The organism is Eubacterium sp. Marseille-QA0814, assembly GCF_965119675.1.
Taxonomy (GTDB): Bacteria; Bacillota; Clostridia; order Lachnospirales; family Lachnospiraceae; genus Eubacterium_G.
Genome location: NZ_CBCPMG010000001.1, coordinates 1,776,354 through 1,801,750, shown reverse-complemented (window position 1 = coordinate 1,801,750; position 25,397 = coordinate 1,776,354). Strand labels below are relative to the sequence as shown.

At 36.3% G+C, this 25,397-nt stretch carries 18 protein-coding genes; 16 read left to right on the top strand and 2 right to left on the bottom strand.

Annotated features, from left to right (window positions below; all coding sequences use genetic code 11):
* Positions 1-25: 25 nt before the first annotated feature.
* From ACQY63_RS08300 to ACQY63_RS08240, 13 genes are all read left to right on the top strand, one after another.
* Entirely contained in the window at positions 26-1,780 is a 1,755-nt protein-coding gene (locus tag ACQY63_RS08300; protein WP_428245049.1) for a hypothetical protein, read from the top strand.
* Positions 1,716-3,545 (top strand): Ig-like domain-containing protein, encoded by a 1,830-nt coding sequence (locus ACQY63_RS08295; RefSeq protein WP_428245048.1) that lies wholly within the window; start codon positions 1,716-1,718, stop codon positions 3,543-3,545. Before ACQY63_RS08300 ends, ACQY63_RS08295 begins: the two co-directional genes overlap by 65 nt.
* Positions 3,545-3,724 carry a DUF951 domain-containing protein gene (locus ACQY63_RS08290; RefSeq protein WP_302689687.1) on the top strand — a complete coding sequence of 60 codons (180 nt, stop codon included), beginning with the start codon at positions 3,545-3,547 and terminating at the stop codon, positions 3,722-3,724. The genes ACQY63_RS08295 and ACQY63_RS08290 overlap by 1 nt, the downstream gene beginning before the upstream one ends.
* Before the next feature lie 256 nt (positions 3,725-3,980).
* Positions 3,981-4,271: a 30S ribosomal protein S6 gene (gene rpsF / locus ACQY63_RS08285; protein WP_022165694.1), complete on the top strand. Its 291-nt coding sequence runs from the start codon at positions 3,981-3,983 to the stop codon at positions 4,269-4,271.
* Positions 4,272-4,293: 22 nt separating this feature from the next.
* A complete protein-coding gene (locus tag ACQY63_RS08280; RefSeq protein WP_022165695.1) occupies positions 4,294-4,743 on the top strand; it encodes a single-stranded DNA-binding protein in 450 nt (149 codons plus the stop codon).
* A gap of 20 nt (positions 4,744-4,763) precedes the next feature.
* Entirely contained in the window at positions 4,764-5,027 is a 264-nt protein-coding gene (rpsR, locus tag ACQY63_RS08275) for a 30S ribosomal protein S18 (RefSeq protein ID WP_022165696.1), read from the top strand.
* A 591-nt stretch (positions 5,028-5,618) separates the two neighbouring features.
* Positions 5,619-7,274, top strand: coding sequence for a histidine kinase N-terminal 7TM domain-containing protein (locus ACQY63_RS08270; RefSeq protein ID WP_022165698.1), 1,656 nt, complete (start codon positions 5,619-5,621; stop codon positions 7,272-7,274).
* On the top strand, positions 7,274-8,515 hold the full coding sequence (locus ACQY63_RS08265) for a sensor histidine kinase (protein ID WP_428245047.1): 1,242 nt from the start codon (positions 7,274-7,276) through the stop codon (positions 8,513-8,515). The genes ACQY63_RS08270 and ACQY63_RS08265 overlap by 1 nt, the downstream gene beginning before the upstream one ends.
* Positions 8,512-9,150: a response regulator gene (locus ACQY63_RS08260; protein WP_428245046.1), complete on the top strand. Its 639-nt coding sequence runs from the start codon at positions 8,512-8,514 to the stop codon at positions 9,148-9,150. Before ACQY63_RS08265 ends, ACQY63_RS08260 begins: the two co-directional genes overlap by 4 nt.
* Positions 9,151-9,334: 184 nt before the next feature.
* Positions 9,335-11,077 carry a fibronectin type III domain-containing protein gene (locus ACQY63_RS08255; protein ID WP_428245045.1) on the top strand — a complete coding sequence of 581 codons (1,743 nt, stop codon included), beginning with the start codon at positions 9,335-9,337 and terminating at the stop codon, positions 11,075-11,077.
* A gap of 601 nt (positions 11,078-11,678) precedes the next feature.
* A complete protein-coding gene (locus tag ACQY63_RS08250) occupies positions 11,679-12,149 on the top strand; it encodes an RNA polymerase sigma factor (RefSeq protein ID WP_022164879.1) in 471 nt (156 codons plus the stop codon).
* 2 nt (positions 12,150-12,151) lie between these two features.
* Positions 12,152-13,534 carry a DUF4367 domain-containing protein gene (locus tag ACQY63_RS08245; RefSeq protein ID WP_022164880.1) on the top strand — a complete coding sequence of 461 codons (1,383 nt, stop codon included), beginning with the start codon at positions 12,152-12,154 and terminating at the stop codon, positions 13,532-13,534.
* Between the two features lie 413 nt (positions 13,535-13,947).
* Entirely contained in the window at positions 13,948-15,558 is a 1,611-nt protein-coding gene (locus ACQY63_RS08240; RefSeq protein WP_022164881.1) for a nlpC/P60 family protein, read from the top strand.
* Between the two features lie 155 nt (positions 15,559-15,713).
* Here ACQY63_RS08240 and ACQY63_RS08235 read toward each other — a convergent pair whose 3' ends face one another.
* Together ACQY63_RS08235 and ACQY63_RS08230 are read right to left on the bottom strand one after the other, a co-directional pair.
* Positions 15,714-16,145 carry an ACT domain protein gene (locus ACQY63_RS08235; RefSeq protein WP_022164882.1) on the bottom strand — a complete coding sequence of 144 codons (432 nt, stop codon included), beginning with the start codon at positions 16,143-16,145 and terminating at the stop codon, positions 15,714-15,716.
* An 18-nt stretch (positions 16,146-16,163) separates the two neighbouring features.
* Positions 16,164-17,462, bottom strand: coding sequence for a phenylacetate--CoA ligase family protein (locus ACQY63_RS08230; protein ID WP_022164883.1), 1,299 nt, complete (start codon positions 17,460-17,462; stop codon positions 16,164-16,166).
* A gap of 563 nt (positions 17,463-18,025) precedes the next feature.
* Here ACQY63_RS08230 and ACQY63_RS08225 point away from each other — a divergent pair.
* The 3 genes from ACQY63_RS08225 (at position 18,026) to glgB (ending at position 25,384) form a co-directional block, all read left to right on the top strand.
* Positions 18,026-20,791, top strand: a complete 2,766-nt coding sequence (locus tag ACQY63_RS08225; RefSeq protein WP_022164884.1) for a glycoside hydrolase family 3 protein — start codon at positions 18,026-18,028, stop codon at positions 20,789-20,791.
* A 235-nt stretch (positions 20,792-21,026) separates the two neighbouring features.
* Positions 21,027-23,312, top strand: a complete 2,286-nt coding sequence (locus ACQY63_RS08220) for a hydratase (RefSeq protein ID WP_022164885.1) — start codon at positions 21,027-21,029, stop codon at positions 23,310-23,312.
* 47 nt (positions 23,313-23,359) lie between these two features.
* Positions 23,360-25,384, top strand: coding sequence for a 1,4-alpha-glucan branching protein GlgB (glgB, locus tag ACQY63_RS08215; protein WP_022164886.1), 2,025 nt, complete (start codon positions 23,360-23,362; stop codon positions 25,382-25,384).
* The last annotated feature ends 13 nt before the right edge of the window (positions 25,385-25,397 follow it).

The window sequence follows — 25,397 nt, the reverse complement described above, 5'->3', positions numbered from 1 at the left end:
GATTATTATGGGAAGGAAACGTTATATGTTTGTAGGAAGATATGGAAGAAATACAACGGGAGGTTTTGTTTCAAAGACTAAACCACCAATTAAGAAAATAATAATTTCATTTATTATAGTAGCAGTTATTGAGTTTTTAGCATTTTATGCATTTCTCCCACCATTGAATATTCATTCTATGGAGTTTTGGGAGTTTCAGGGATTCTTTATAGTAGCATTCTTTTTGCTTACATTTAAAATTCCTAATTTTGAAGAGGCAAAAATTCAGTACAATATTGTATCAAAGATATTTGGTATAATTATTCTGTTGGCGGTAATAATTGTAATTATTGGAAATGTAATTTCTGCAAAGATATTTAACGCAGGCAGATATTCATCTTTAATAGATATAGAGAACACAAAATTTGAAGACACTATAAAAGAAACAGATACAATAACAGACGTAGCTTTAATGGACACAGATAGTGCAAAGGTAGTTGGACAAAGAGCTATCGGAGCATTATCAGATGTAGTAAGTCAGTATGAGATTGGAAGTGATTACAGCCAAATTGCATTAAAAGGTGAACCGATGAAAGTGGCATCTTTGGAATATGCGGGTTTTTTCAAATGGTTTAATAATAGAAAAAACGGAATTCCCGGTTATGTGTTGGTTGATGCTGTCAAGTTTGAAGCTAATTATGTAAAATTAGACAAGCCAATTAAATACACAGAATCAGGCTGGTTTAATGACAATTTGGAAAGACATTTAAGATTTAAATATCCAACAGCAATATTTGAAGGCTATTATTTTGAGTTAGATGAAGATGGCAAACCATATTATATCTGCCCGACAATGACTGCAAGAGTAGGCATGTTTGGCGGTATGGATGTTAATGGAGTTGTTATATGTGATCCATGTACAGGTGAAACTAAGAAATATGACTTAAAGGATGTGCCTAATTGGGTTGACAGAGTATATGATGGAGATTTAATTGAACAGAAGTATAACTGGCATGGAATGTTAGCAGACGGATTCATTAACAGCGTAATCGGTCAAAAGGACTGCAAGAAGGCAACAGAAGATTACGGCTACAAAGTAATTGATAATGATGTTTGGATTTACACAGGAGTAACTTCTGTTATAGATGATTCTTCAAATATTGGCTTTGTGATGGTTAATGCCAGAACGGGCAAGGCAAAATATTTTAACGTGGCAGGAGCAGAAGAGTTTTCAGCCATGGAAGCCGCAGAAGGTCAGGTACAGAATCTTGGCTACGATGCAGCATTTCCATCTTTAATAAATATTGATGGAAGACCAACTTATTTTATGGTGTTGAAGGACAAAGGAAATCTTGTAAAACAATATGCATTGGTTGATGTAAAAAAATACAGTATTGTTGCAACAGGAACAAGTCAAAAAGACACATTAAATACTTACAGAAAACTTATAAAAGAAAATGGTGTAAAAACAAGTTCAGATAAGAACAAAAATATTGAACAACAGTACAAGCATGAGCAGGTTACTGTTAAGGATATTAAATATATAAATATGTCAGGAGAAACCTATGTGTACATTACAAGTAATGTCGGTAATGTATATAAGATGAAGTTTTCTGATGATGAAACAATTGTTTTTGTTCAACCGGGAAGTAAAGTCGAGATATTTTATGACGAAAGCAATGAAACAGGAATACGCAGTATAGAAGAGTGGAAAGTGCAAGGTGAAAACGAAACAAATGAAACAACTAACGAACAAACAGGTAAACAAACAGAAGAAACAACAAAAAACAATAATCAGTAAATGTGTAAGTGCAGTTTTAGTGCTGGCAATGGTTATAACTTTATGTAATGTTCCATACAAAGCAAAGGCGGCAACAACATATTCAATGTCAACGTCAGAGATAACATTACTAAAAGGAAAGAAGCATAAATTAAAAATTGTCAATGCACCAAAAAATGCAAAGATTAAATGGAAAACTTCTAACAAGTTTGCAGTTACCGTATCAAAAAAGGGTAAATTGAAAGCCGTTAATTACGGAACAGCAACAATTAAAGCTACTTATAAAAAGAAAAATTATTATTGTCAGGTTACAGTTCCTGACAGTTCAAAACGAGTTACATTAAATACTTATAATGTAAGTTTGGTAGAGGGAAGCACATATCAGTTACAGCCAACATCAGCCAAAACAGTTAAGTATTTTTCAAACAATGATCACATTGCAACAGTTAATGCAAATGGATTAATAAAGGCGCATAATCCGGGAACAGTAGCCATTGCAGCAGAAAATTCTGAAGGATATGCAACATGCACAGTTACAGTTACTCCAAATACAGAAAATCAGACAGCTTTGGATAATTCAGTTAGCAAAAAAACTACAGCAATTAGACGTTTAACAACTAAGAACAATATAAAATACGAAAGAATTACATGGGCTAAGAATAAGATAATACGATTTAAGATTGCAAATTTAGATTCAGATAACGTAAAAAAATGCGTTTGGTCTACTCAGGATGATGAAATATTGTCAAAGCCAAACAATGTCAGCAACGTAATAGTGGCTGGTGCCAAAACAGGAACAACAGGAAAAACAACTATTACGGCTACAGTAACAGATAAGACAGGAAAAACAACAACATATAACAATACCGTTTATGTAACAGAACCCGGAATTAACACAAAGAATCTTGTGCTAATGGGACCTAACATGGGAGCGAACAGACAGCAGTACATATCTTTTTCCGGAATGTCGAAATACAGTAAGATAACATGGGATATGTCACATGCACCGCATGTATCTATTGTAAAATATCACAATAAAGCTAGCATAGTGGGAAACAAGGCAGGTTCAGGTGTGATTAAGGCAACTGTTGATGGAAAAAAATATAATGTAAATTACACAGTTTACAATCCTAAATTTAAGTCAATTAAAGCTGTTTTAGCAAAGAAGAAAACAACAACGATTAAAATTGATGGTATTACAGGCCTTACACCTACATATAAAAGTAGAAATACTGCAGTTGCAACAGTTGATGCTAACGGAAAAATCAAAGGAAAAGGTTCAGGGGTAACATTTGTAGATGTGAAACTTGGTAGCTATACAAAGACATATCGTGTGGAAGTTGCAGCCACAGGTATGAAAACAATAATTTCTAAAGCACAGAAAATCGTTAATACTTGGAAATACAATCAGGGAAAACGTATGCAGTATGGGTATTATGATTGTTCATCATTAGTATGGAAGGGATATCAGGTATACAAAAATTACAACAAGAAGTTGGGTAGCACTTCCTGGGCATATACAGCAGGAGAGTTATTTGACTACTTAAAAGGTAAAAATCAGATAGTATACTACGGTTATATAGGATACAACTATATGAAACCAGGTGACCTTATTTTCTATGGCGATTACAATAGTGCGGTAATGTATAGCACACCTGGAAGAACATTAGATATTTACCATGTGTCAATGTATGCCGGAAATGGTAAAGTTGTAGAAAAAGGTGGTAAAACAATAAATTATAACAACACAAAACACATTGTTGGAATAGGAAGGGTAGTTAAATAGTGGAGTACGATATTGGAAATATAGTAACGCTAAAAAAAGGCCATCCCTGTGGAACAAACCAATGGAAAATCATACGAACAGGGGCGGATTTTAAATTGAAGTGCTGTGGATGTGATAGAATAGTAATGATTCCGCGGAAAACATTTGAAAAAAGTGTAAAAAAGATAATTTCGGAATAATACCTTAAGTGAATTTCGAAGTTCTGTTTTATGCAACCAATCCAGAAGTTAGTTTTGCATTCAACCAATTAATTATAATTAAATAAGTTTTAATTATAATCAATTGAAAATTAAATACACAAAATTAAACAAAATGTAGAAAAGTCCTTGATTTAGGGACTTTTTTATGTTATTATGTGTATTCGTGAAAAAAATAATTTTTCCTTGCTTTTTTACTTATAGGTAGAAAGGCCAGAGACCAAAAGGAGGTAAACGCATGAACAAATATGAGATGACAGTTGTTATTAGTGCAAAACTTGAAGAAGAAGGAAGAACTGCAGAACTTGACAAGGTAAAAGCTTTTGTTGAAAAGTTTGGTGGTACTATTGCTAACATTGATGACGCTGGAAAGAAGAAATTCGCTTATGAAATCCAGAAGATGTCAGAAGGTTACTATTACTTCATCACATTTGATACTGATAATGTAAACGCTCCAAGCGAAATAGAAAGCCAGCTTCGTATTATGGAAAATGTCCTTAGATTCATGACTGTTGCAGTAGAAGCATAGTTAAGATAGAGAGGTATTTAATATGAACAAGGTTATACTAATGGGTCGTTTGACTCGTGATCCTGAAGTTAGATATTCAACATCAGGTGACAATCAGTTAGCTATTGCTAGATATACATTAGCAGTAGACAGAAGATTCAAAAGAGATGGAGAGCAGACAGCAGATTTTATCAGATGTGTAGCATTTGGTAGAAGCGGTGAGTTTGCAGAAAAGTACTTCCATCAGGGAACTAAAATCGTAGCAGAAGGTCGTATTCAGACTGGAAGTTATCAGGACAAAGATGGTAAGACAGTTTACACTACAGAAGTAATTGTAGAAAATCAGGAGTTTGCAGAAAGCAAAGCAGCGTCTGATAATAACGCAGGATTTGCTCAGGCACCTGCAGCGTCAGCACCAACAGCTCCAGCAGGAGATGGTTTTATGAACATTCCTGATAATGTAGACGATTCAGGATTACCATTCAACTTTTAATTAAATTAGGAGGTCAAGTTATGCCATATAATAAGAGTGAAAGACCAGATTCTCCAATGAGAAGAAGAGGCGGTCGTAGAAGAAGAAAAGTTTGTGCATTCTGTGCAAGCGAAAATAAGGCAATCGATTATAAAGATGTAGCAACATTAAAGAGATACGTATCTGAAAGAGGAAAAATTCTTCCTAGAAGAATGACAGGTACATGTGCTAGACATCAGAGAGCTCTTACAACAGCAATCAAGAGAGCTAGAAATATCGCATTAATGCCATATACAGTAGAATAAAATAATGATTTTTAAAGGCTTTCCCGAATGTGGGAGAGCCTTATTTTTATGGTTTGACACCAATTTGACACCAATTGAAAAAGAAAAGGATGTATCGCCCAACATTTAAATCAATTTGATCAGACTGAAAATTGTGATTATGTTGCTAAACTGATGAAGTTTTTAAACAGTTCTTCATCTTTTAATGTATATAATTTTAAACAGTTATTGTCGGACATACAGTTAGAATCAGTCAGTACACAATCAAGTAAAAAACAAAATATAAATGTACAAAAGCAAAGTTCTAATATTTCTTCTAAAACACAAAAAGCTGAGCCGATAGTTAATAGAACTGATGTGAATAGTGTACAACAGCCGAAAGTAAATTCGATACAAAAAGAACCTGTTGTAAGACAGAACATACCTGATAACAGAATATCTGTACCACTAGTACAACCTCCGGTGTCATCAATGAAAGTAAAGCAAGTAGCAATAAAGAGTACTTTTTTTTTCAACGATGGTATGAAATGCGTTATTATGTGGTCGAAACTGTGCAAATATAGTAAGATAGAAGTGATAGAAAATATAGAATAATACAGTAAAGGAATACATTTGAATACGTTAATGAAAAAGAAAAACGAATCCAGTGAACAGTTGAATATCCAGCTCTTTTTGCTATGTATGCTCGCGGCATTGCTCTGTCGCAGATTAGGAAAAATAAGTTCGCTCCGCATTATATGTGGTATGCTGCGGACAATGATCTACGTTGGAGTATATATCGGATGGGGCATCAGCATTTATAAAAGAGTTATTCAGAAATCGGTGCGGAATGTATTGATTTTTATAGCAGAATTGATCATATTCTGGTTTGTTGTGCGCACGACAAAATATTTTTTCACAATGGATAACCAGATCGCGCGTTACTTGTGGTATAGCTATTACATACCGATGTTGTTCATTCCTGTAGCAGTATTGCAGGCAGCATTCTTTCTCGGAAAGTCGGAAGAATATCGGTTGCCTAAATGGTTAAAAGGAGTATATATTCCAACAGCTGCCTTAGTTCTGCTTGTGCTGTCCAATGATTTGCACCAGCTCGTATTTTCTTTTCCGGTAGGGTCTGCGTGGTCAGATAGTCATTATACATACGGATGGGGCTATTATGTGGTGTTGGTTTGGGAAGTAGTCTGCGCTCTAACTGCTTTTGTTCTAATGATTTACAAGTGCAGGCATTCACAGAAAAAGAAATACCTTCCCCTTTTGGGAATCGGCGCTGCAGTTCTCTATGCAGTGCTTTTCATAAGCGGTGTGGCGTGGGTACAGGAAATTGGTGGAGACATTACCGCTGTCTTATGTCTGTTTTTCGTTGGCATACTGGAAAGCTGTGTGCGCTGCGGATTGATCCAGACAAATACTGGGTACGATCAACTGTTTGAAGTCTGTACATTGGGTGCTCAGATCACGGATCAGAATTACAACGTTTGTTATGCGTCTGCGAATGCAATGCCATTATCGAAAAAGACGATGAAGGATGCGGTGGAGAAGGATGTGGTGATCGATAAAAAGACGCGGATCCAGAATCGAACAATTCGTGGCGGTCATGTTCTCTGGCAGGAAGATATGGAAGACATTATTAAGCTTCTTGAGAGAATGGAAGAAAATAGAAAGACGATCGAAGAAAGTAACTGTATCGAGCAGGAAAATTATCAGACGAAGGCAGCCATCAATATGCTGCGTGAGAAAAACCGCTTATTCGACAAACTGCAGACACAGACTGCCAAACAGATCAATCTTTTAAATGAATTGCTCAACCGTTACGAAGAGGAAGAAGAGCTGGAGAAAAGCCGTAGCCTTTTAGTGAAAATCAGCCTCATTGGAACATATATAAAAAGACGCGGAAATCTAGAGTTTATCGAAGAAAAATCAAAAGTATCAGACGTTGTCGAGCTGGAAGCCTGTATAGAGGAATCCTTTTCCAGTTTACGATTGTTAGATATTGACTGCGCATGCTCATTCCCGGAAGGGGAGAAAATCTATGTAAGAGATGCTGTTGTTATGTATCAATTTTTTGAAAATGTAGTGGAAAAATGTGTAGACAGCTGCGCTTCGGTGTGGATAAAGCTCCGCAGTCAGAGTGAGGATATTCTATTCTGTATGGAGATCGAAAGCGAAGCCAATCTTGCCTGTTTTTCAGAAATGGCACAGTCCTGCACATGCGAAGATGGCATATGGCGATTTGTATTTACAGTGGAAAAGGCAGGTGAATCGTAATGCATACATTTTTGATGCTGGCAATATTATTAAGTCTCGTGGCGAGTTTGATCTTGCTTCTTGTTTTCCACGATATGAAGATCGACAATCGAAAGTGGCATATGAATATCGCAATCTTCGTATTTTTGTTTCTTCTTGTAAATGCATTGGCCTATTCTTACGAGGCAGAGCGAGGAAAACCAGCTTATTTTCAAATGCCGGATGTCTCACTGTGGATTTGGTGGTGCATCGTCGGTGTGATCGATGGATTGCTTATCTGGGAAGGATTTTGGCTGCATCGTACAAGAAAAGAAAAAATCCGACAGAATTCTATTAAAGAGGCGATGAATGTATTGCCCATTGGAATCTGTTATTTTACAGAAGATGGATATGTGAAACTTTGCAATGAACAGATGTATCGCCTATTTCAAACAATCGCTCACAGAGATTTGCAAAAGCAAGAGGAATTAAAAGAGGCACTGTGCCTGTGTGAGCGTTATGGTGTGAGCCGGATTAACAACAAAGAAATCTACCTTTTTCCTGACGGGAAGGCATGGAGCTATCGGGAAAATGAAGTGACAGACCGGAAAGGAAAGGCTTATACAGAAGCTATTTTCCTGGATATTACAAAAAAATATGAAGAAAAAATAAATCTGACAAAGCAGACCGAACAGTTAAAAGAAATAGCAAAAGAACTCCGCTATCTGTCGGATAATGTGTTAATCTTGACGCGTGAACGTGAAGTACTTGCGGCAAAGACAAAGCTTCACGATCAGATGGGAGCCGGACTGACTGCGATCCGACAGAGTCTGACACAGGAGAATGCAGATGATAAAGAGGAGGTGCGCTTATTTCGCCACGCCGTAAATGCAATCTGGAACGACAACCAATATCCGCTGGAAGAAGGCGATTTTGAAAGATTTCTGCAGGATGCAAAGACACTTGGCGTAGAAGTGGTGTGTGTGGGAGATTTGCCGGAGTCAGAGGAACTGGCTAGTATCTGCATCCTTGCAATGCGCGAGTGTCTGACAAATGGCGTCTGCCATGCCGGTGCGACAGAGCTCTCCATCCAGATGCAAAATGAAAATCATCAATACAGCATTTGCATCACAAATAATGGAGCAGCGCCGGATAAAGAGATCGTTCCAAAAGGCGGATTGTATAATATTTCCCGACATGTATTTGACTATGGTGGAGAAATGCGAATACAGTCATTTCCGTACTTTGCGTTGACGATTACATTTCAAGAGGAGAGAGCATGAAACAGGTATTAATTGTAGAGGATCAGAGGATGCCCCGTGAAAATATGGAGAGAGTAATCTCAGAGAGCAATAATTATGAGTTTGCGGCAAGCGTAAATGGGGCGGATGTCGCCCTTGCTATATGTAGAAGACAGCGGATCGACCTTGTGTTGATGGACGTATGCACAGCTGGAAATAAAGATGGGATCGAAGCGGCAGCAGAAATAAAGGCAGAGTTTCCAAATATAAAAATCATTATCGTAACTTCCATGGTGGAAGTCGGATATTTGCAGCGGGCAAGAGAGGCGAAAGTAGACAGCTTCTGGTATAAGGATATTAGCCCTGAGCGATTGATTGATGTGATTAATCGGACGATGGACGGGGAAAGTGTATTTCCAGATAAAACACCCAGCGTACAGCTTGGTCTCGCGGATAGTTCAGAATTTACCAATAAAGAGATAGAAGTGCTTCGCTTTGTGTGCGATGGGCTTGAGTACAGCGAGATCGCAGAGCGGATGAACATTTCCGTAAGAACGGTGAAATTCCATGTCTCTAATATTTTGTCAAAAACCGGTTATGCCAATAAGACGCGGCTGGCGATCGCAGTGACAAATAAAAACTTTATCATTCCCAGTAGCTGGGAAAAAATTCAATAATATTCGCACTTTGTTCAGAAAATATTTGTTTACATACTGAAATTTTCAGTAAAATAACGAAAACCTGTCCTTGAGTACAGGGTAAAAAACGAATGCATTTGTTATACTTTAACTAGAAAAATTGTGTCGTTTTTAAAAGATACTCTGGAACTTATTAAAAGAAGATAAGAAGGAGGGACAAGTTATGAGGAAATTAAAGTCGAAACGAATAGGTAACTATTTACTGAAGGGATTGCTGATATGCGCCCTGGTTGTAGGTGGCTGGTTCACAGCTGATATTGGAGCGAAAGCGGAATCTGTTACGCACTCAGTGGAATTTAAATCTGAAGAATCACAAATAGTACAATTTGAGAAAACAGATGGGCCTGAACAGCATATTGAAGTAACAAATAATACACAGCGGCCGATGAAAGTAACATTTTCGCACAATATTCCTATACGGAATTACCATACGAAATTATGGATAGGCGGTCATGAAGTTGCCAGCCGTATGGCTACAGCAGTAAAGGATGCAAATGTACTTTATTTATATCCGTGTCAGTGGGTAGAAAAGGCCTGTGAAGTGGTATTTACAAAAGATGCAGCAGCTTATACGGATATTACTATCAGCGAAGAATTCATTGATCAAAAAATCGGATTCAAAGAAGACGAGATTGGTCTTACAAAAGATACAGCATATGAGATTCCGTTATCTGGACATCCGTACAGTCTTTATGAAGGTCTGACAGGAACGGGAACAGATGAACGTTGGTACAAGTTTAATGTTGCAGACAAAGCAGTGATTGATCCAAGCTTCCACCTTGTTAACACAGAAAGAGCAACTTATTTCGGACAGAATCGTACGTTCATTCGTGTCTATGACTCTAATAATAATCAAATCTATAGCGAAGGATCCTCACAATACAATGGCAAAGAGGCGTGGGAGCCTGGAGCAAAGGTACTAACGCGTGGAATATATTATGTATGTATATCTACTAGCAAAGGTGCTTATTACCCGGCAATTTTTGATTTTAATCTGAATGGACATAACTATATTTCGGCTGAGAAGATTAAATGTTCTCATCAAGAAGTAAAGAAATCACAGTTAGGAAACATAAAAGTCGTTGCAGAGACGGTACCTGCAAATTCCGATGATAAAATCGTAGAAGTATACGATCATATTTCTGGAAAGACATGGAACTATAACAGCAACAAGGTTGCTCATGGCGAAGTTCCAATCTATAATATTAAAGCTGGTAGACAGAGTTGGCTTACCTTCAAAACAAAGAATGGAAAGACTTATACAACAAATCTTTATGTACCAGCAGAGAAATTAAAAAAACCTACAGTAGTGACTTATTATAATTATGCAAAAGTAACCGTAGGATCCACGAAGATGATGGGTACAAATGCTAGAATTCAGATTTATAAAGGTGGTAAGTGGACAACTGTAAAAACGGTGAAAGATTATAATTGTTATAAAGCAATTACAGTAAAGAATCTGAAACCGTTGACAACTTATAAGTTCCGTACGCAGGCTTATGCGAATGGAACAACCGGTACACCGTCTGACGTAGTGACATTGAAGACTGGTTCGGCAGTGAAACCGGCTGTGAAGTCTATTAAGATTGTACAGAAGAAAAAGATAAAAGTAAGAGGTTGGACATCTCCAGGACACTGGAGTGGAAATTACTGGTACCCACCGGTTTACCATAAACCGTACACATGGACAAAATACAAAGTAAAAGTAACATTGAAGAAGAAAGTTCCGAAGATCGGCGGTATGAGGATTGGTGATACATGGACAAAAGGCAATAAGAAAAGCTACACTGTATGGCTGCCAAAGGGAGCACAGACTGGTAAGAAGCTGAATATTTATATGAATACAGGATTAAGTAAGAGCAATGGTCAGGGACCGCAGATTAAAAAAGTGATCAGAGCGAAGTAAAACTTCCTAAATAAAACACATCCCTGGACGGAACAAATGTAAAAACAAGTGTAAAAATAAAGTAAATACATAGTGAGAAAACGAAAAACCCGACGGTCTTGTGATCGTCGGGTTTAGCTTTCTTCAGGCGCATCTGTCGAAAAATTGTGGTTTAGAATTTTGTCGATGGAGCGGTTTGTTTCATGATATTCATTTATCAGATAAGAAAGTCGCTCTTCACCGGAAGCTTCCAGATGATTGGTGCTATGTCAAGATTTAGCACAAAATAAAATGAGAAGTTCTGTCAGCTAAGCAGCCGGCAGAGATTTAGCCCTCTCGTACAATTTTTCAAATTCGTCAGGAGACATATACTCACAATGATATAATAGGTATGTATCCTCCTGAGATTGGAGGAAAAAATGCCTGAGAAAAGAAAAAAAGGACAACACTTAACCGGGGAAAACAGACAGGAGGATACGAAAAGGATAGCCAAATCCAAAGGCATCCAGAAGTTACTCTTGCATTCAACTCCTTGAAATTTTTTCGAGACCTTTTTCCACCCCACACCGTCTAATTAATGTATACAAAAAAAGATGATCATCAGGAAGGACGTACAAACAGTATGAAAAAAGAAAAGTTAGGTGAGACAATAATTGAGTCTCAGGAAAAACTGTATCATATAGCAAAGTCAATGCTTTTTGACGATGAAGATTGTGCCGATGCAATTTCTGAGACAATTGTTAAAGCTTTTAGTAAAATCCACACACTCAAGTCAGAGGAATATGTAGATACATGGTTGGTAAGAATCCTAATAAATGAGTGCTACAACGTTATCAGACAGAAGAAAAAAGTAGTGTCATTAGAGGATTATATGATGAAAAGTCAGACGACAGAGCATAAGGATTATACGGATTTGTACAATGCAATCGGACATCTAAGTGAAAATGAACGTATTTGCGTATCGTTATATTATTTAGATGGTTACAAAGTTAAGGATATTGCCGAGATATTGAAAACAACAGAAAGCGCTGTAAAAAATAGATTGACAAGAGCCAGAGCAAAAATGAAAAATGAATTAAAGGAGGCAGAATAAATATGAAGTTGGAAGATTTACAAAGCCAGTTTCCTAAAATGCCCGAAAGTATGAAAGTGATGGTGGAAAAAGAAGTGAATAAACAGATAAAAACAAAGAGAAAATATGCTCCAAAGAGAGTGGCAGCAGTTGCTTTAGTGGCAACAATGGCTGTGGGAACAACGGTATTTGGTGGTTCAAAAATTGCAAACATGTACTCACATAAAGTAAATAAATATGCAGTTAAAGTACAGACAGATGACACAAAAAAGGCTACTAAAACTGAAAATCTTAAAATTAAAAATGTAAGTCTAAAAATGAACTATCTTCCTGAAGGTGTTGTGAGAAACAGCGAGGATGGAAAATTTAATTTAAAGGGTGATGTAAACCAAAAGGCGATAACTCCTACAATTTACAAGATGACAGAAGGGAATGACAAATTCAAAATTTTAGATACAAACGTATTAAAGAAAGAAGACCTGAAAATAGGCGATAACGATGGCGTTTATGTACAAACAACAAAAATGAATGATGAAAGTTATTCCATGGATAAGATAATGTACATTAACTTTGAAAAACAGCATTATGTAGTCCAGTTAAATCTAGGTGAAGATATTTCAAAAGATGAAGCCGTTAAAATAGCCGAAGGTGTACAACTTGTTGAATCAAAAGTAGCTGACAGAGCGGTTGTAGATTACAGTGACAGTGTGGCGCAGGGAAAACTTGAGGCAGCAGACACTACAGCTAAAGTTACAAGTGTGGATAAGGCTAAAGTTAATTTAACTAAGGTTGGCGGTAGCTTTAAGGAAAGTGGGGCTGATGATGAAAATAAACTCCTAACTGGCAAGGTTACAGATGTAAAAATTCTTGATAACCTTAACATTTTAGGAGCTGATAAGAAAAACTATAGCGAGGTAATTGATTCAAAAGGAAATCTTTTACAGGACACAATTAAATACTACAAGAGTGGGGATGGTGAAAATAGTATAGATAAGGTTGTTAAGTCACGCAAGGTTAATCAGAAATTTATTTATGCAACTGTTCAGTACACAAACAATACAAACAAGACCATTAGAGATTTTTGCTATGGTGCTAATGTAATGTATTTAGAGGATAGCGGTGACAACATTGAACTTTATGAAGAAACTCCGGGTAAGAACGACAAGTGGGATTTCATTGAGAAAACATCAGCGTATAGTTTTGATGAGATGATTTACTGGGATGTGAAGAATAATGGTATCCACAATTCAATTGCTGCAATCAAACCGGGTGAAACTAAAACAGTTCATATGGGATTTATTGTGGACGAGGATATGCTTAAATACACTGTATTGAATTTTACAGATGAAAAAACCGACTTAAGTGACAATGTTATCTCAAACGGACTTGTTGACATTAGACAGTAGAACGGAAAATGAAAAGGGATAATGAAAACTTACAAAAACAAGCTGAAAAAATACTTTAATAAATCTGGAAAGACAGATACCGGATTTATTAAAAATAGGGGAGATACTAGATTTATCAAAACCGAAAGGAAAAACTAGAGGGAGAATAAAGACAAAAATAATAAGAATAAAGAATAATAATAAGCAGGGCAGCATAGAATGTAGAGTGACATTTTAGACTGCTTTCGTAGAAAGGGGAAGCTTAGGCTTCCTCTTTTTATGTTATACACATGTCAGATTATGTATAAAAATAGAGAAACAAAATAAAAAAATAAACAGAAAAACAGAAAAGATTCAACAAACTTTGTTAAAAAAATATCTATTATAGATTTTTGAAAAAAAGAGTTCTATAATAGTAAATCGAGGTGTTATAAATGAGAAAGAAAGTATGTATATTGGCTATTTCAGCGATGACTATATGTTCCGTACCGGTTTCGGCAAATACTCATACTATATCCACAACTCAGAAGGTATTGGAACATTCATCTGAGAATCAAATAGTCGATGATGGCGTTTTTGAAGTAGACAAGGTATCAGAGAAGAAGATTATAAAGTTCTACAAGAAAAATTCCAAAAAGAAAAAATTAACAAAAATTGATAAATATAAATTAAAAGTAGAAGATTTAGGAATTGTTAAGAATTCAAGGGATGACGATTTTACAAAGATTAAGTCAGAGGATAATAAAAAGTCAAAAACAGCAGGCTATATCAAAAACAATTCGGCTGTTAAAGTAATTGAGTATTCTAACAATTTTTACAAAATAAAATCAGGAAAAGTAACAGGCTATATTGGTGAAAAAGATTTATTGGTAGACAAAGAAGTAGAGCCTTTTTTGCTGAAAAATAAAAACGTTACAGCAAGTTTCCATAAAGGAAATACAAACTTAAGAAACAGTGAGAAAAGCAAAAGCACTGTAATTGGTGTTTGCTATAAGAATAGTGAGTACCCAATTGTTAAGTTTTCCAAGGATTATAAGAAAGCAGAAATTAAAAGAAGCGAAACTGTAACAGGTTGGGTTTCGGTGAAAGAAATTAATATTGGAATCGAATCTCATAAGGCAATGACCACGAAAGCATACAAAGAGTATGTTGCAGCAGAGAAGAAAAAAGAGCAGGAAGCTTTAGATCAGGCTTTGAAGCAGGCAATTAATGCAAGTATTGGTACAACGGGCAATAGCTTGGTTGACGCATCAATTTCTTTGATTTCACATAATGAATCGGGAGATTTTAGAGCCGCAAGAAACAAGTTGTCAAGATTTGCAGGCGAAAAGACAATTACCGTTGGCGCATGGCAGTGGTATGGCGAGAGAGCTCACAATCTTTTGAAAGAAATATATGCTGCTGATAAGGATAAAGCATTTAATCTTGCAAAAAGCGTTTATTATGGCAAAAAGCGAGAAGAAAATGCAAAGAAATTTATTGCAGATATCACTTCATCAGACAACTGGGAAAGTACAAAGCGTAAATTTACTGACAAGGAAATTACGGTTGTAAAAGCACTTCTTGGAAGTGGAAATGGCGTTGCGGTTCAGAAATCGCAGGTGAAAAAAGACGTTAATAACATTGTAAGTATTGCAAAGAATACATATAAATTAAAAAATCCGGCGCTTGTTGTATATTTCGCAGATATGTTTTGGCAGAGCCCTAATACGGCAAGAGAAGTGGCAAAACAGACAATAGATTATTTCAAAGGTACAGACAAGTTGAATGCAGACAAAAATGGATTAGCAAAAATGCATGAGTTTGCAACAAAAAGTTCAACTTTTGGAAAATTTTCAACAAGACGCAATTATACATATTCTGCATGTAAAAAACTTAATTCAGGTACTGTGGATACAATAGCGATTGAGAAAAAGAAGCAGAAACTAGCCGAGGAGAAGGAAAAGAAAGCAGAAGAAAAGAAGAAACGTCAGGAAGAAAAAGCCAAAAAGAAATTAGAGCAAAATAAAAAACAGAAAAAGCTCGAAAAAGAGCAGAACAAATAAGAAAATAACTAATATTAGGGAATCTCCCAAAAACGTAAAGCAATAAAAAAGAGATGCTGCTAAGGTTAAAAACTTAGCGGTGTCTCTTTTTTTGAACTAATAATAAACAAGGGGCGACCGATTAGGTCGCCCCTCCATATTACCTTGAAGAACCATTACATCTTCATAAGATCTTCCTGTGAAACTAATTTCACACCATTCTTTTTCATAATGGCTGCAACTTTGTCATTGTTTTTAACACGACAAACCATAAGTGCATCGTCAGTTCCTCTTGCAAGGAATGTGTAAACATATTCAACACTTACACCAGCTTCTGCAAGAATGTTCATTGTTTTTGCCATGGCACCTGGTTCATCGGGAATTTTCATACCAACAACCTGTGTAAGATTGCAAATCCAATCGTTATCTTTTAACAATGTAAGTGTATCTAATGGCTTATCCACAATTATTCTAATAATACCAAAATCGCTTGAATCAGCAATTTCAAAAGCACGCATGTCAACGTGATTATCTGCTAAAAAGTTTGTAAACTTGGCAAGGTTGCCTGGTTTATTTTCTATAAAAACTGAAATCTGATTTATATACATAACTGACCTCCTAAAATATTAAATTTTTCTCTTGTCAATAACACGAACAGCTTTTCCTTCTGAACGGGCAATTGATTTTGGCTCTACTAGTTTTACCTTTGCATAAATTCCAAGCATGCTCTTAAGGGCGGCAACAATATCTTTTTCTTTTGTTTCAATGTCGCTAATTGTGTCAGAGAACATTTCAGGAGTCATTTCAACTAAAACTTCCATTGTATCGCTATTGTTTACGCGGTCAACAATAAGCTGATAGTTTGCAGGCATGCCCTGTTTAATAAGAACTTCCTCAATTTGTGAAGGATAAACATTAACGCCTTTAATAATAAGCATGTCATCTGAACGACCCATAAGTCTGTGAATTCTTGCATGTGTACGTCCGCATTTACATTTTTCTCTTGTAATGTATGTAATATCTTTTGTACGATATCTGATAAGTGGAAAGGCTTCCTTAGCAAAACTTGTAAATACTAATTCGCCGATTTCTCCATCAGGAAGTGGTTCAAGTGTATCAGGATCAACTATTTCAGGAATAAAATAGTCTTCGCAAACATGCATGCCTTCCTGAGCTTCACATTCAAAAGCAACACCTGGCCCTCCAATTTCTGTTAGACCGTAAATATCGTACGCTTTGATGCCAAGCTTTTCTTCCAAACTGTGTCTCATTTTTTCAGACCATGCTTCTGCACCGAAAATACCGGCTTTTAATTTGATTTGATCTTTGATTCCCCGCTCTTCAATTGATTCTGCCAAATATGAAGCATAACTTGGTGTACAGCAAAGAATAGTTGAACCTAAGTCTGTCATAAACTGAAGCTGTCTGTCTGTGTTCCCTGATGACATAGGAAGAGTCAGGGCTCCAACTTTATGAGAACCACCGTTTAATCCAGCACCACCTGTAAAAAGTCCATAACCGTATGAAACGTGAACTACATCTTCGTCTGAACCACCTGCGGCAACAATTGCTCTTGCACAACCGTTTTCCCATTTGTCAATATCTCCATGTGTGTAGAAGTCAACTACTCGTTTTCCGGTTGTACCTGAAGTTGACTGAATTCGCACACAATCCTTAAGAGGAAGTGCCATTAAGTCATATGGGTAAGCATCTCTTAAATCATCCTTAGTTAAAAAAGGTAATTTTGAAATGTCATCAATTGACTTGATGTCATCAGGAGTAACTCCTACAGCTTCCATTTTTTTCCTGTAAAAAGGTACGTTTTCATATACTCTTTTTACTACATCTAAAAGTCCGTCGTTTTGCCATTGATTAATCTGCTCTCTTGAGGCAGTTTCAATATCTTCTTGAAAATATTTTCCCATTGTTTAAGTTCCTTTCCTACGTTCATTTTGTAGTAAAATTTTTTGAAAAATTAACTACACATAGTAATTTAATTGTAACTTATTTAGCGCGTTAAAGCAATAAATTACAAAGGGTAAACATAACCAAAAAAAGTTTGAAAATTTATAATAATTATCCAATAAATTTTATATTAAATATGGGAAAAAGATTTTATAGTGTTAAAATATAGTGCGTGATAAAAATACAGTGTTGGGATTAGCGCATTCGGCACCAATAATGTCTCTGGCGACATTATTTCTTTAAAAAAAGTAATAAAAAGTATTTTATATTTAAAAATAAAAACGTTACAATTACAGACCGACATTATGTATAATGCCTTTTCACGCTAATAAAAAACAGAAATAAAAATGTTTTCGGAAAAGCGGCAAATCCACGCTAATAAAAACATTTTTCTGCCCATAAAATCTAGTAATTCCCATTTCCCTATGATATAGTGATTTATAGATATTTAGCGTGAGATTTTTAATGAAGAAATCATTGAATTTAATTATGTTAAGGGATAATAAAGTTGGAGGAAAATTGAATGAGCGAGAATTTAAGGGGCGTTCCTGTTAAGGGATTCGCAGAAAAAAGCCGAGAAGCGGCAGTTGAAGGCATTGTTTTACTAAAGAATCAGGACAAGGTACTCCCATTTTCAACAGAGGATAAGATTTCAGTTTTTGGTAGACCACAGCTAGAATATTATAGAAGTGGAACCGGTTCAGGTGGAGCTGTTCAGGTAGAATATGCTACAAATATTATAGATGGTTTCAAAAACAGCAATCTTAATATTAATGAAGAACTTGCAAATGATTATGTAGAATGGCTTAAGGACCATCCATTTGACAATGGTGGCGGCGGCTGGGCTTGCGAGCCTTGGTTCCAGAAAGACATGGACATTACTGTAGAGTACGCAAAGAAACAGGCTCAGGTATCAAACAAGGCTGTTTACATTATTGGACGTACAGCAGGAGAAGACAAAGATAACTATAACGGAGCGGGAAGTTATTTATTAACAGAAGAAGAAATTTCTAATATTAAAAACATAACAGAAGCATTTGAAGATGTAGTAGTTGTGTTAAATGTTTCTAATATAATTGATATGAAGTGGGTTAATAATCCACAGTTTAACGGCAAGGTTAAGGCAGTAGCATACGTTTGGTCAGGTGGTATGGAAGGTGGAAACGCAGTTGTTGACGTCCTTTCAGGAAAAGAGACACCAAGTGGTAAGTTACCTGACACAATTGCTGAGAACCTTGAAGATTACCCATCACATGAGAATTTCGGAAATCCACTTACAAATCTTTATAAAGAAGATATTTATGTTGGTTACAGATATTTCGAAACTTTTGCACCTGAAAAGGTTGTCTATGAATTTGGCTTCGGACAGTCATACACAACATTTGATATTGAAACTTTATCTGCAAAGGTAGAAGACGAAAAAGTTAAACTTCAGGCGAAAGTTACAAACACAGGTGATACATATTCAGGAAAAGAAGTTGTTCAGGTTTACTACAGCGCACCACAGGGCAAGTTAGGAAAGCCTGCAAAAGAACTTTGTGCTTATGTTAAAACAAATAAGCTTGCACCATCAGAAAGCCAGACAGTTGAAATTGAATTTGCTGTAAAAGACATGGCTTCCTATGATGACAGTGGAGTTACAGGAAATAAGTCCAGCTACGTTTTAGAAGCAGGTGACTATGTAATATATGTAGGTAACAGTGTAAGAAACGTAAAAGAAGTTCTTACATACAATGTTGAAGAATTAGTAGTTACAGAGCAGTTATCAGAAGTTTGTTGCCCAAATGACGAAAACTTAACTATTTTAAAACCGGGCAAACAGAAGGCTGACGGAACTTTTGAAAAAGAATACATCCCTTCACAGAAGCCAACAGTAGACATGACAAAGAGAATTGAAGATAATTTACCAGAAACAATGGAAATTACAGGTGATAAGGGAATTACTCTTCAGGATGTATATGAAGGAAAGAACACAATTGAAGATTTTGTAGCACAGCTTTCAGTTGAAGAATTAGCACAGATTGTAAGAGGCGAAGGTATGAGTAACCCTAGAGTAACTCAGGGTACAGCTTCAGCTTTTGGTGGAATTTCAGATGCATTATTTAATTATGGAATTCCTGCAGCATGTTGTGCAGATGGACCAAGTGGTCTTAGATATGACGGAAAAGCTACACAGCTTCCAATTGGAACAGCTCTTTCAGCTTCATGGAACGCCCCATTAGTAAGAGAACTTTACACAATGGAAGGTGAAGAATTAAGAGCAAATCAGATAGATACTTTACTTGGACCTGGTGTAAACATTCACAGACATCCACTTAACGGACGTAACTTTGAATATTATTCAGAAGATCCATACCTTTCAGCAACAATGTCAGTTGCTTCAACAGGAGGTATTAAGGATGGTGGTACATGGGGAACAATTAAGCATTTTGCCTTAAACGGACAGGAATCACATAGATTTAAGATTGACGCTGTTTGTTCAGAACGTGCAATTAGAGAAATTTACTTAAAGTCATTTGAAATGGCTGTAAAAGAAGGCACTGTAATGACTCTTATGACAAGTTACAATCCTATTAACGGACATTGGGCTGCATCAAACTATGACCTTTGCACAACAGTTCTTCGTGGAGAATGGGGATACAAAGGTATTGTAATGACTGACTGGTGGGCAAAGATGAATGACGTTGCCTTCGGTGGAGAAGAATCAAATCAGGACACAAGAGATATGGTTCGCTCACAGAATGATGTGTACATGGTTGTAAACAACAATGGCGCAGAGGTAAACTCAAACAACGATAATACAGAAAGTTCAGTTGAAGCAGGAACTTTAACAGTTGGAGAACTTCAAAGAGCAGCAATTAACATTTGTAACTTTATTCTTAGTGCACAGGTAATTGAAAGAGAATTAATTGACACAGACGTTGCTAATCATTATCCTTCAGTTCCTGTAAGTGAAGCAAAATATGAACAGTTTAACTTAGCAGAAGACAACAAGGTTATGTTCAACGGTGGCAAGGAAGCAACAATGATTGTAGAAGAAGATGCAGAATACACAATCATTGTAAATATTGCATTTGAGAAATCAAACTTAGCTCAGTCTACTGTAAATGTAAATGCAAACGGCGAGAACATGGTAGTTATTCAGACAAACGGTACAGACGGTAACTGGATTACTCAAAAACTTTGCAAGGTTAAGTTAGACAAGGGTGCATACAATATCAAACTTGAAGATGTTTTAGCTGGAATTAAGGTTAAATACATGCAGTTTAAGAAACTTAAAAGAAAATAAATTTAGATAAGCCATATATCAAAAAGGAGAGGTCCCTTCAAAACAGTTTGTAGTTTTGGAGTGACCTCTTTACGTTTAAAAATGAATCGTTTTTATACGGTTTATCTTTTGTGTATGAAAAATAAAAAAGTAACGTCACTTAAAGGTGCTATAACCATCAATCTTACTTGAAAATAAGCCCTAAATTTTGTATACTTAAAAGAACTGAAAGGTTAGTAAAACGTAGGAGGCAGAAATGATCAAATTATCAAATGGCGGAGCGTATCTCATTAACGGAACAGAAGTTATTGAGGACGGAAACGAAGAACTTTTAAAAAGTAAATTAGGAAGTAAGTATCTTTCAAAAGAAGAAGCAGGCAAGAACACAATTGCTTATGGAATTTTGAAGGATCATAACACATCTGGAAGCATGGACAAGCTTCAGATTAAGTTTGATAAATTAACATCTCACGATATTACTTTCGTTGGAATTATTCAGACAGCAAGGGCGTCAGGACTTGAAAAATTCCCAATTCCTTATGTACTTACAAACTGTCATAACAGTTTATGTGCAGTAGGTGGAACAATTAATGAAGATGACCATATGTTTGGACTTACATGCGCAAAGAAATATGGTGGAGTTTATGTACCACCTCATCAGGCAGTTATTCATCAGTTTGCGAGAGAAATGTTAGCTGGTGGTGGAAAGATGATTCTTGGTTCTGATTCACATACACGTTATGGTGCCCTTGGTACTATGGCAATGGGTGAAGGTGGACCTGAATTAGTAAAACAGCTTCTTTCACAGACATACGACATTAACAGACCTGAAGTAATTGGAATTTACATGACAGGGGAACCTGCAAAGGGAGTTGGACCACAGGACGTTGCACTTGCAATTATCGGCGAAGTATTTGACAAGGGCTATGTTAAGAACAAGGTTATGGAATTTGTTGGACCTGGTGTGTCAAGTCTTAGTGCAGACTTCAGAATCGGTGTTGATGTAATGACTACAGAAACAACATGTTTATCATCAATTTGGAGAACAGATGAAAAGATTAAGGAATTCTATGACATTCATGGAAGAGTAGATGAATACAAGGAATTAAATCCTGGAGAAGTTACATACTACGATGGAATGGTTTATGTAGATTTATCAAAGATTAAACCTATGATAGCAATGCCTTTCCACCCAAGTAACACATATACAATTGAAGAAGTAAATGCAAATCTTGAAGATATTTTAAGAGATGTTGAAAAGAAGGCTTTAGTTTCATTAGATGGTCAGGTTGACTACAAGCTTACTAACAAAATCAGAAACGGAAAGTTATATGTTGATCAAGGTATCATCGCAGGTTGTGCAGGTGGTGGATTTGAAAATATTTGTGCAGCAGCAGATATTCTTGATGGAAAGAGCATTGGTGCTGATGAATTTACACTTAGTGTATATCCTGCTTCAATGCCTGTATACATGGAACTTATAAAGAACGGTGCAGCAGCATCAATTATGGAATCAGGAGCAGTTATGAAAACAGCATTCTGTGGACCATGTTTCGGTGCAGGTGACACACCAAGTAATAATGCATTTAGTATCAGACATTCAACAAGAAACTTCCCTAACAGAGAAGGCAGTAAATTACAGAATGGTCAGATTTCATCAGTTGCACTTATGGATGCAAGATCTATTGCAGCTACAGCAGCCAACAAGGGTTATTTAACAGCAGCTACAGATGTTGATGTAGAATTTAAGAATCGTACATACCACTTTGATAGTAGCATTTATGCAAACAGAGTATTTGACTCACATGGCGTTGCAGACCCTGATACTGAAATTCAGTTTGGACCAAACATTAAGGATTGGCCTGAAATGGTTGCACTTACAGACAATCTTTTACTTAAAGTTGTATCAGAAATTCATGACCCTGTAACAACAACTGACGAACTTATTCCTTCAGGAGAAACATCTTCATACAGATCAAATCCTTTAGGACTTGCAGAGTTTGCACTTTCAAGAAAAGACCCTGAATATGTAGGCAAGGCCAAGGAAGTTCAGAAGGTTGAAAAAGCTAGAGAAGAAGGCAAGTGCATGTGCGATTATTCAGATGAATATAAAGCAATCATGGAAACAATCAAGGGACAGTTCCCTGATGTAAATAAAGACAATGTTGGAGTTGGTAGCACAATCTATGCTGTAAAACCAGGTGACGGTTCAGCAAGAGAACAGGCTGCATCATGTCAGAAAGTTTTAGGCGGCTGGGCTAACATTGCACAGGAATATGCTACAAAGAGATATCGTTCAAACCTTATTAACTGGGGTATGCTTCCATTTATTTATGAACAGGAAGAACTTCCATTTAAGAAAGATGACTATATTTTTGTACCTAACATTGCAGAAGCTGTTAAGGACAAGAAGTCAGATATACCTGCATATGTAGTTGGTGAGGGCGAATTAAAACCATTTACATTAAAGTTAGGTGAAATGACAGACGATGAAAGAGATATTATCTTAAAGGGATGTTTAATCAACTATAACAGAGTATAAAAATCAAACTAATAAAGGGCGTATTGGTGCGCGGGAAGGAAGGCCATATGCAAAATAAAAGAGCTATAACAAAAGACGACTGTTATTTATTTGGAGAAGGTACACACTACGAAATATATGAAAAATTAGGAGCACATGTTACGGAAATTGATGGTGTTAAAGGAACATATTTTGCAGTGTGGGCACCACATGCTACAAATGTTTCAGTCATTGGAGAATTTAATAACTGGATTGGATACGACCATAATATGAAGATGGAGAATGATTCAGGTATTTGGGAACTATTCATTCCGGGAGTAGACGAAGGAGCATTGTATAAGTACGTTATTTCTACTCAAACCGGAGACACTTTATATAAAGCAGATCCTTACGGAAACTGGGCAGAAATGAGACCTGGCAACGCTTCTCGTGTAGCCAATATCGACTCATATACATGGAATGACCAAAAATGGATTAAGGAAAAAGCGTCTGAAAATCATTATGAAAAGCCAATGTCTATATACGAAGTACATCCTGGCTCATGGAGAAAGAACTATAAAGGACCTGACGATGAAGATGGCTTCTATGACTATAGAAGAATGGCTGATGAACTTGTAAAATATGTTGTGGACATGGGATACACACATGTAGAATTAATGGGAATTTTGGAACATCCATTTGATGGTTCATGGGGATATCAGGTAGTAGGTTATTATGCACCTACTTCAAGATATGGAACCCCACAGGATTTTATGTATCTTGTGGATTCATTCCATGAAGCAGGAATTGCGGTAATACTTGATTGGGTTCCTGCACATTTCCCAAGGGATGAACATGGTTTAGCATTTTTTGATGGAACACCATTGTATGAATATGCTGACAGCAGAATGGGTGAACATCCTGATTGGGGCACAAAGGTATTTGATTATTCAAAGACAGAAGTAAGCAATTTCCTTATTGCAAATGCTTTATTCTGGGTTGAAAAATATCATATTGACGGACTTAGAGTTGATGCCGTAGCATCAATGCTTTACCGCGATTATGGTAGAGAAGACGGTCAGTGGATTCCAAACATTTATGGTGGAAAAGAAAATCTTGAAGCTGTAGAATTTTTCAAACATTTAAGCAGTGTTATGAACTACAGAAATCCAAGAGCTTATATTATTGCTGAAGAATCAACAGCATGGCCAAAGGTAACAATGGATCCTAAAGAGGGAGGACTTGGTTTCTCTTACAAATGGAACATGGGCTGGATGCATGATTTCTTAGAATATACTAAGTTAGATCCATTGTTTAAAAAGAACAACCATAACAAGATGACTTTTGGCATGACATATGCATTTAGCGAAAACTTCATTTTAGTTTTATCACATGATGAGGTTGTTCATTTGAAATGCTCTATGATTAATAAGATGCCAGGTTATCCTGCTGATAAATTTAAGAATTTAAAAACTGCATATACATTTATGTTAGGTCATCCCGGACGTAAGTTACTGTTTATGGGACAAGAATTTGCACAGTTACAGGAATGGTCAGAAAGCAGAAGTCTTGATTGGTATTTATTAGACGAACCAGAACACAAGGATATGCAGGATTATGTAAAGAAATTATTGCATTTATACAAAGAATATCCTGCTCTCTATACAGAGACAAAAGGTTATGGTGCTTTCGAATGGATTAATGCAAATGATGCAGACAGGAGTATTTTTAGTTTCATAAGAAAAACAACAGAACCTGACAATAAGAATTCAATTGGTTTTGTTTGCAACTTCACTCCGATAGAAAGACCTGACTACTGCGTTGGAGTACCAAAGGCAGGAACTTATACACGACTTCTTACTACAGAAACAGGAGAAAAACAGGAGGTTACATATAAGGCAATTGAAAGCGAATGTGACGGTATGCCGTTTAGACTTGAAATGCCACTTAGACCTTACGAATCAGTTATTTTTAAATTTCCTGAAGTAGTAAATAAGAAAGTGAAAAAGGAAGAACCAAGTGTTGAATCTAAGCCGGCACAGAAGAAACATACAAAGAAAATGTCTAGAAGAGACAGAAAAAAACAGAAAGCAAAAACAACAAAAGGAAAATAAATTAACTAAAGGG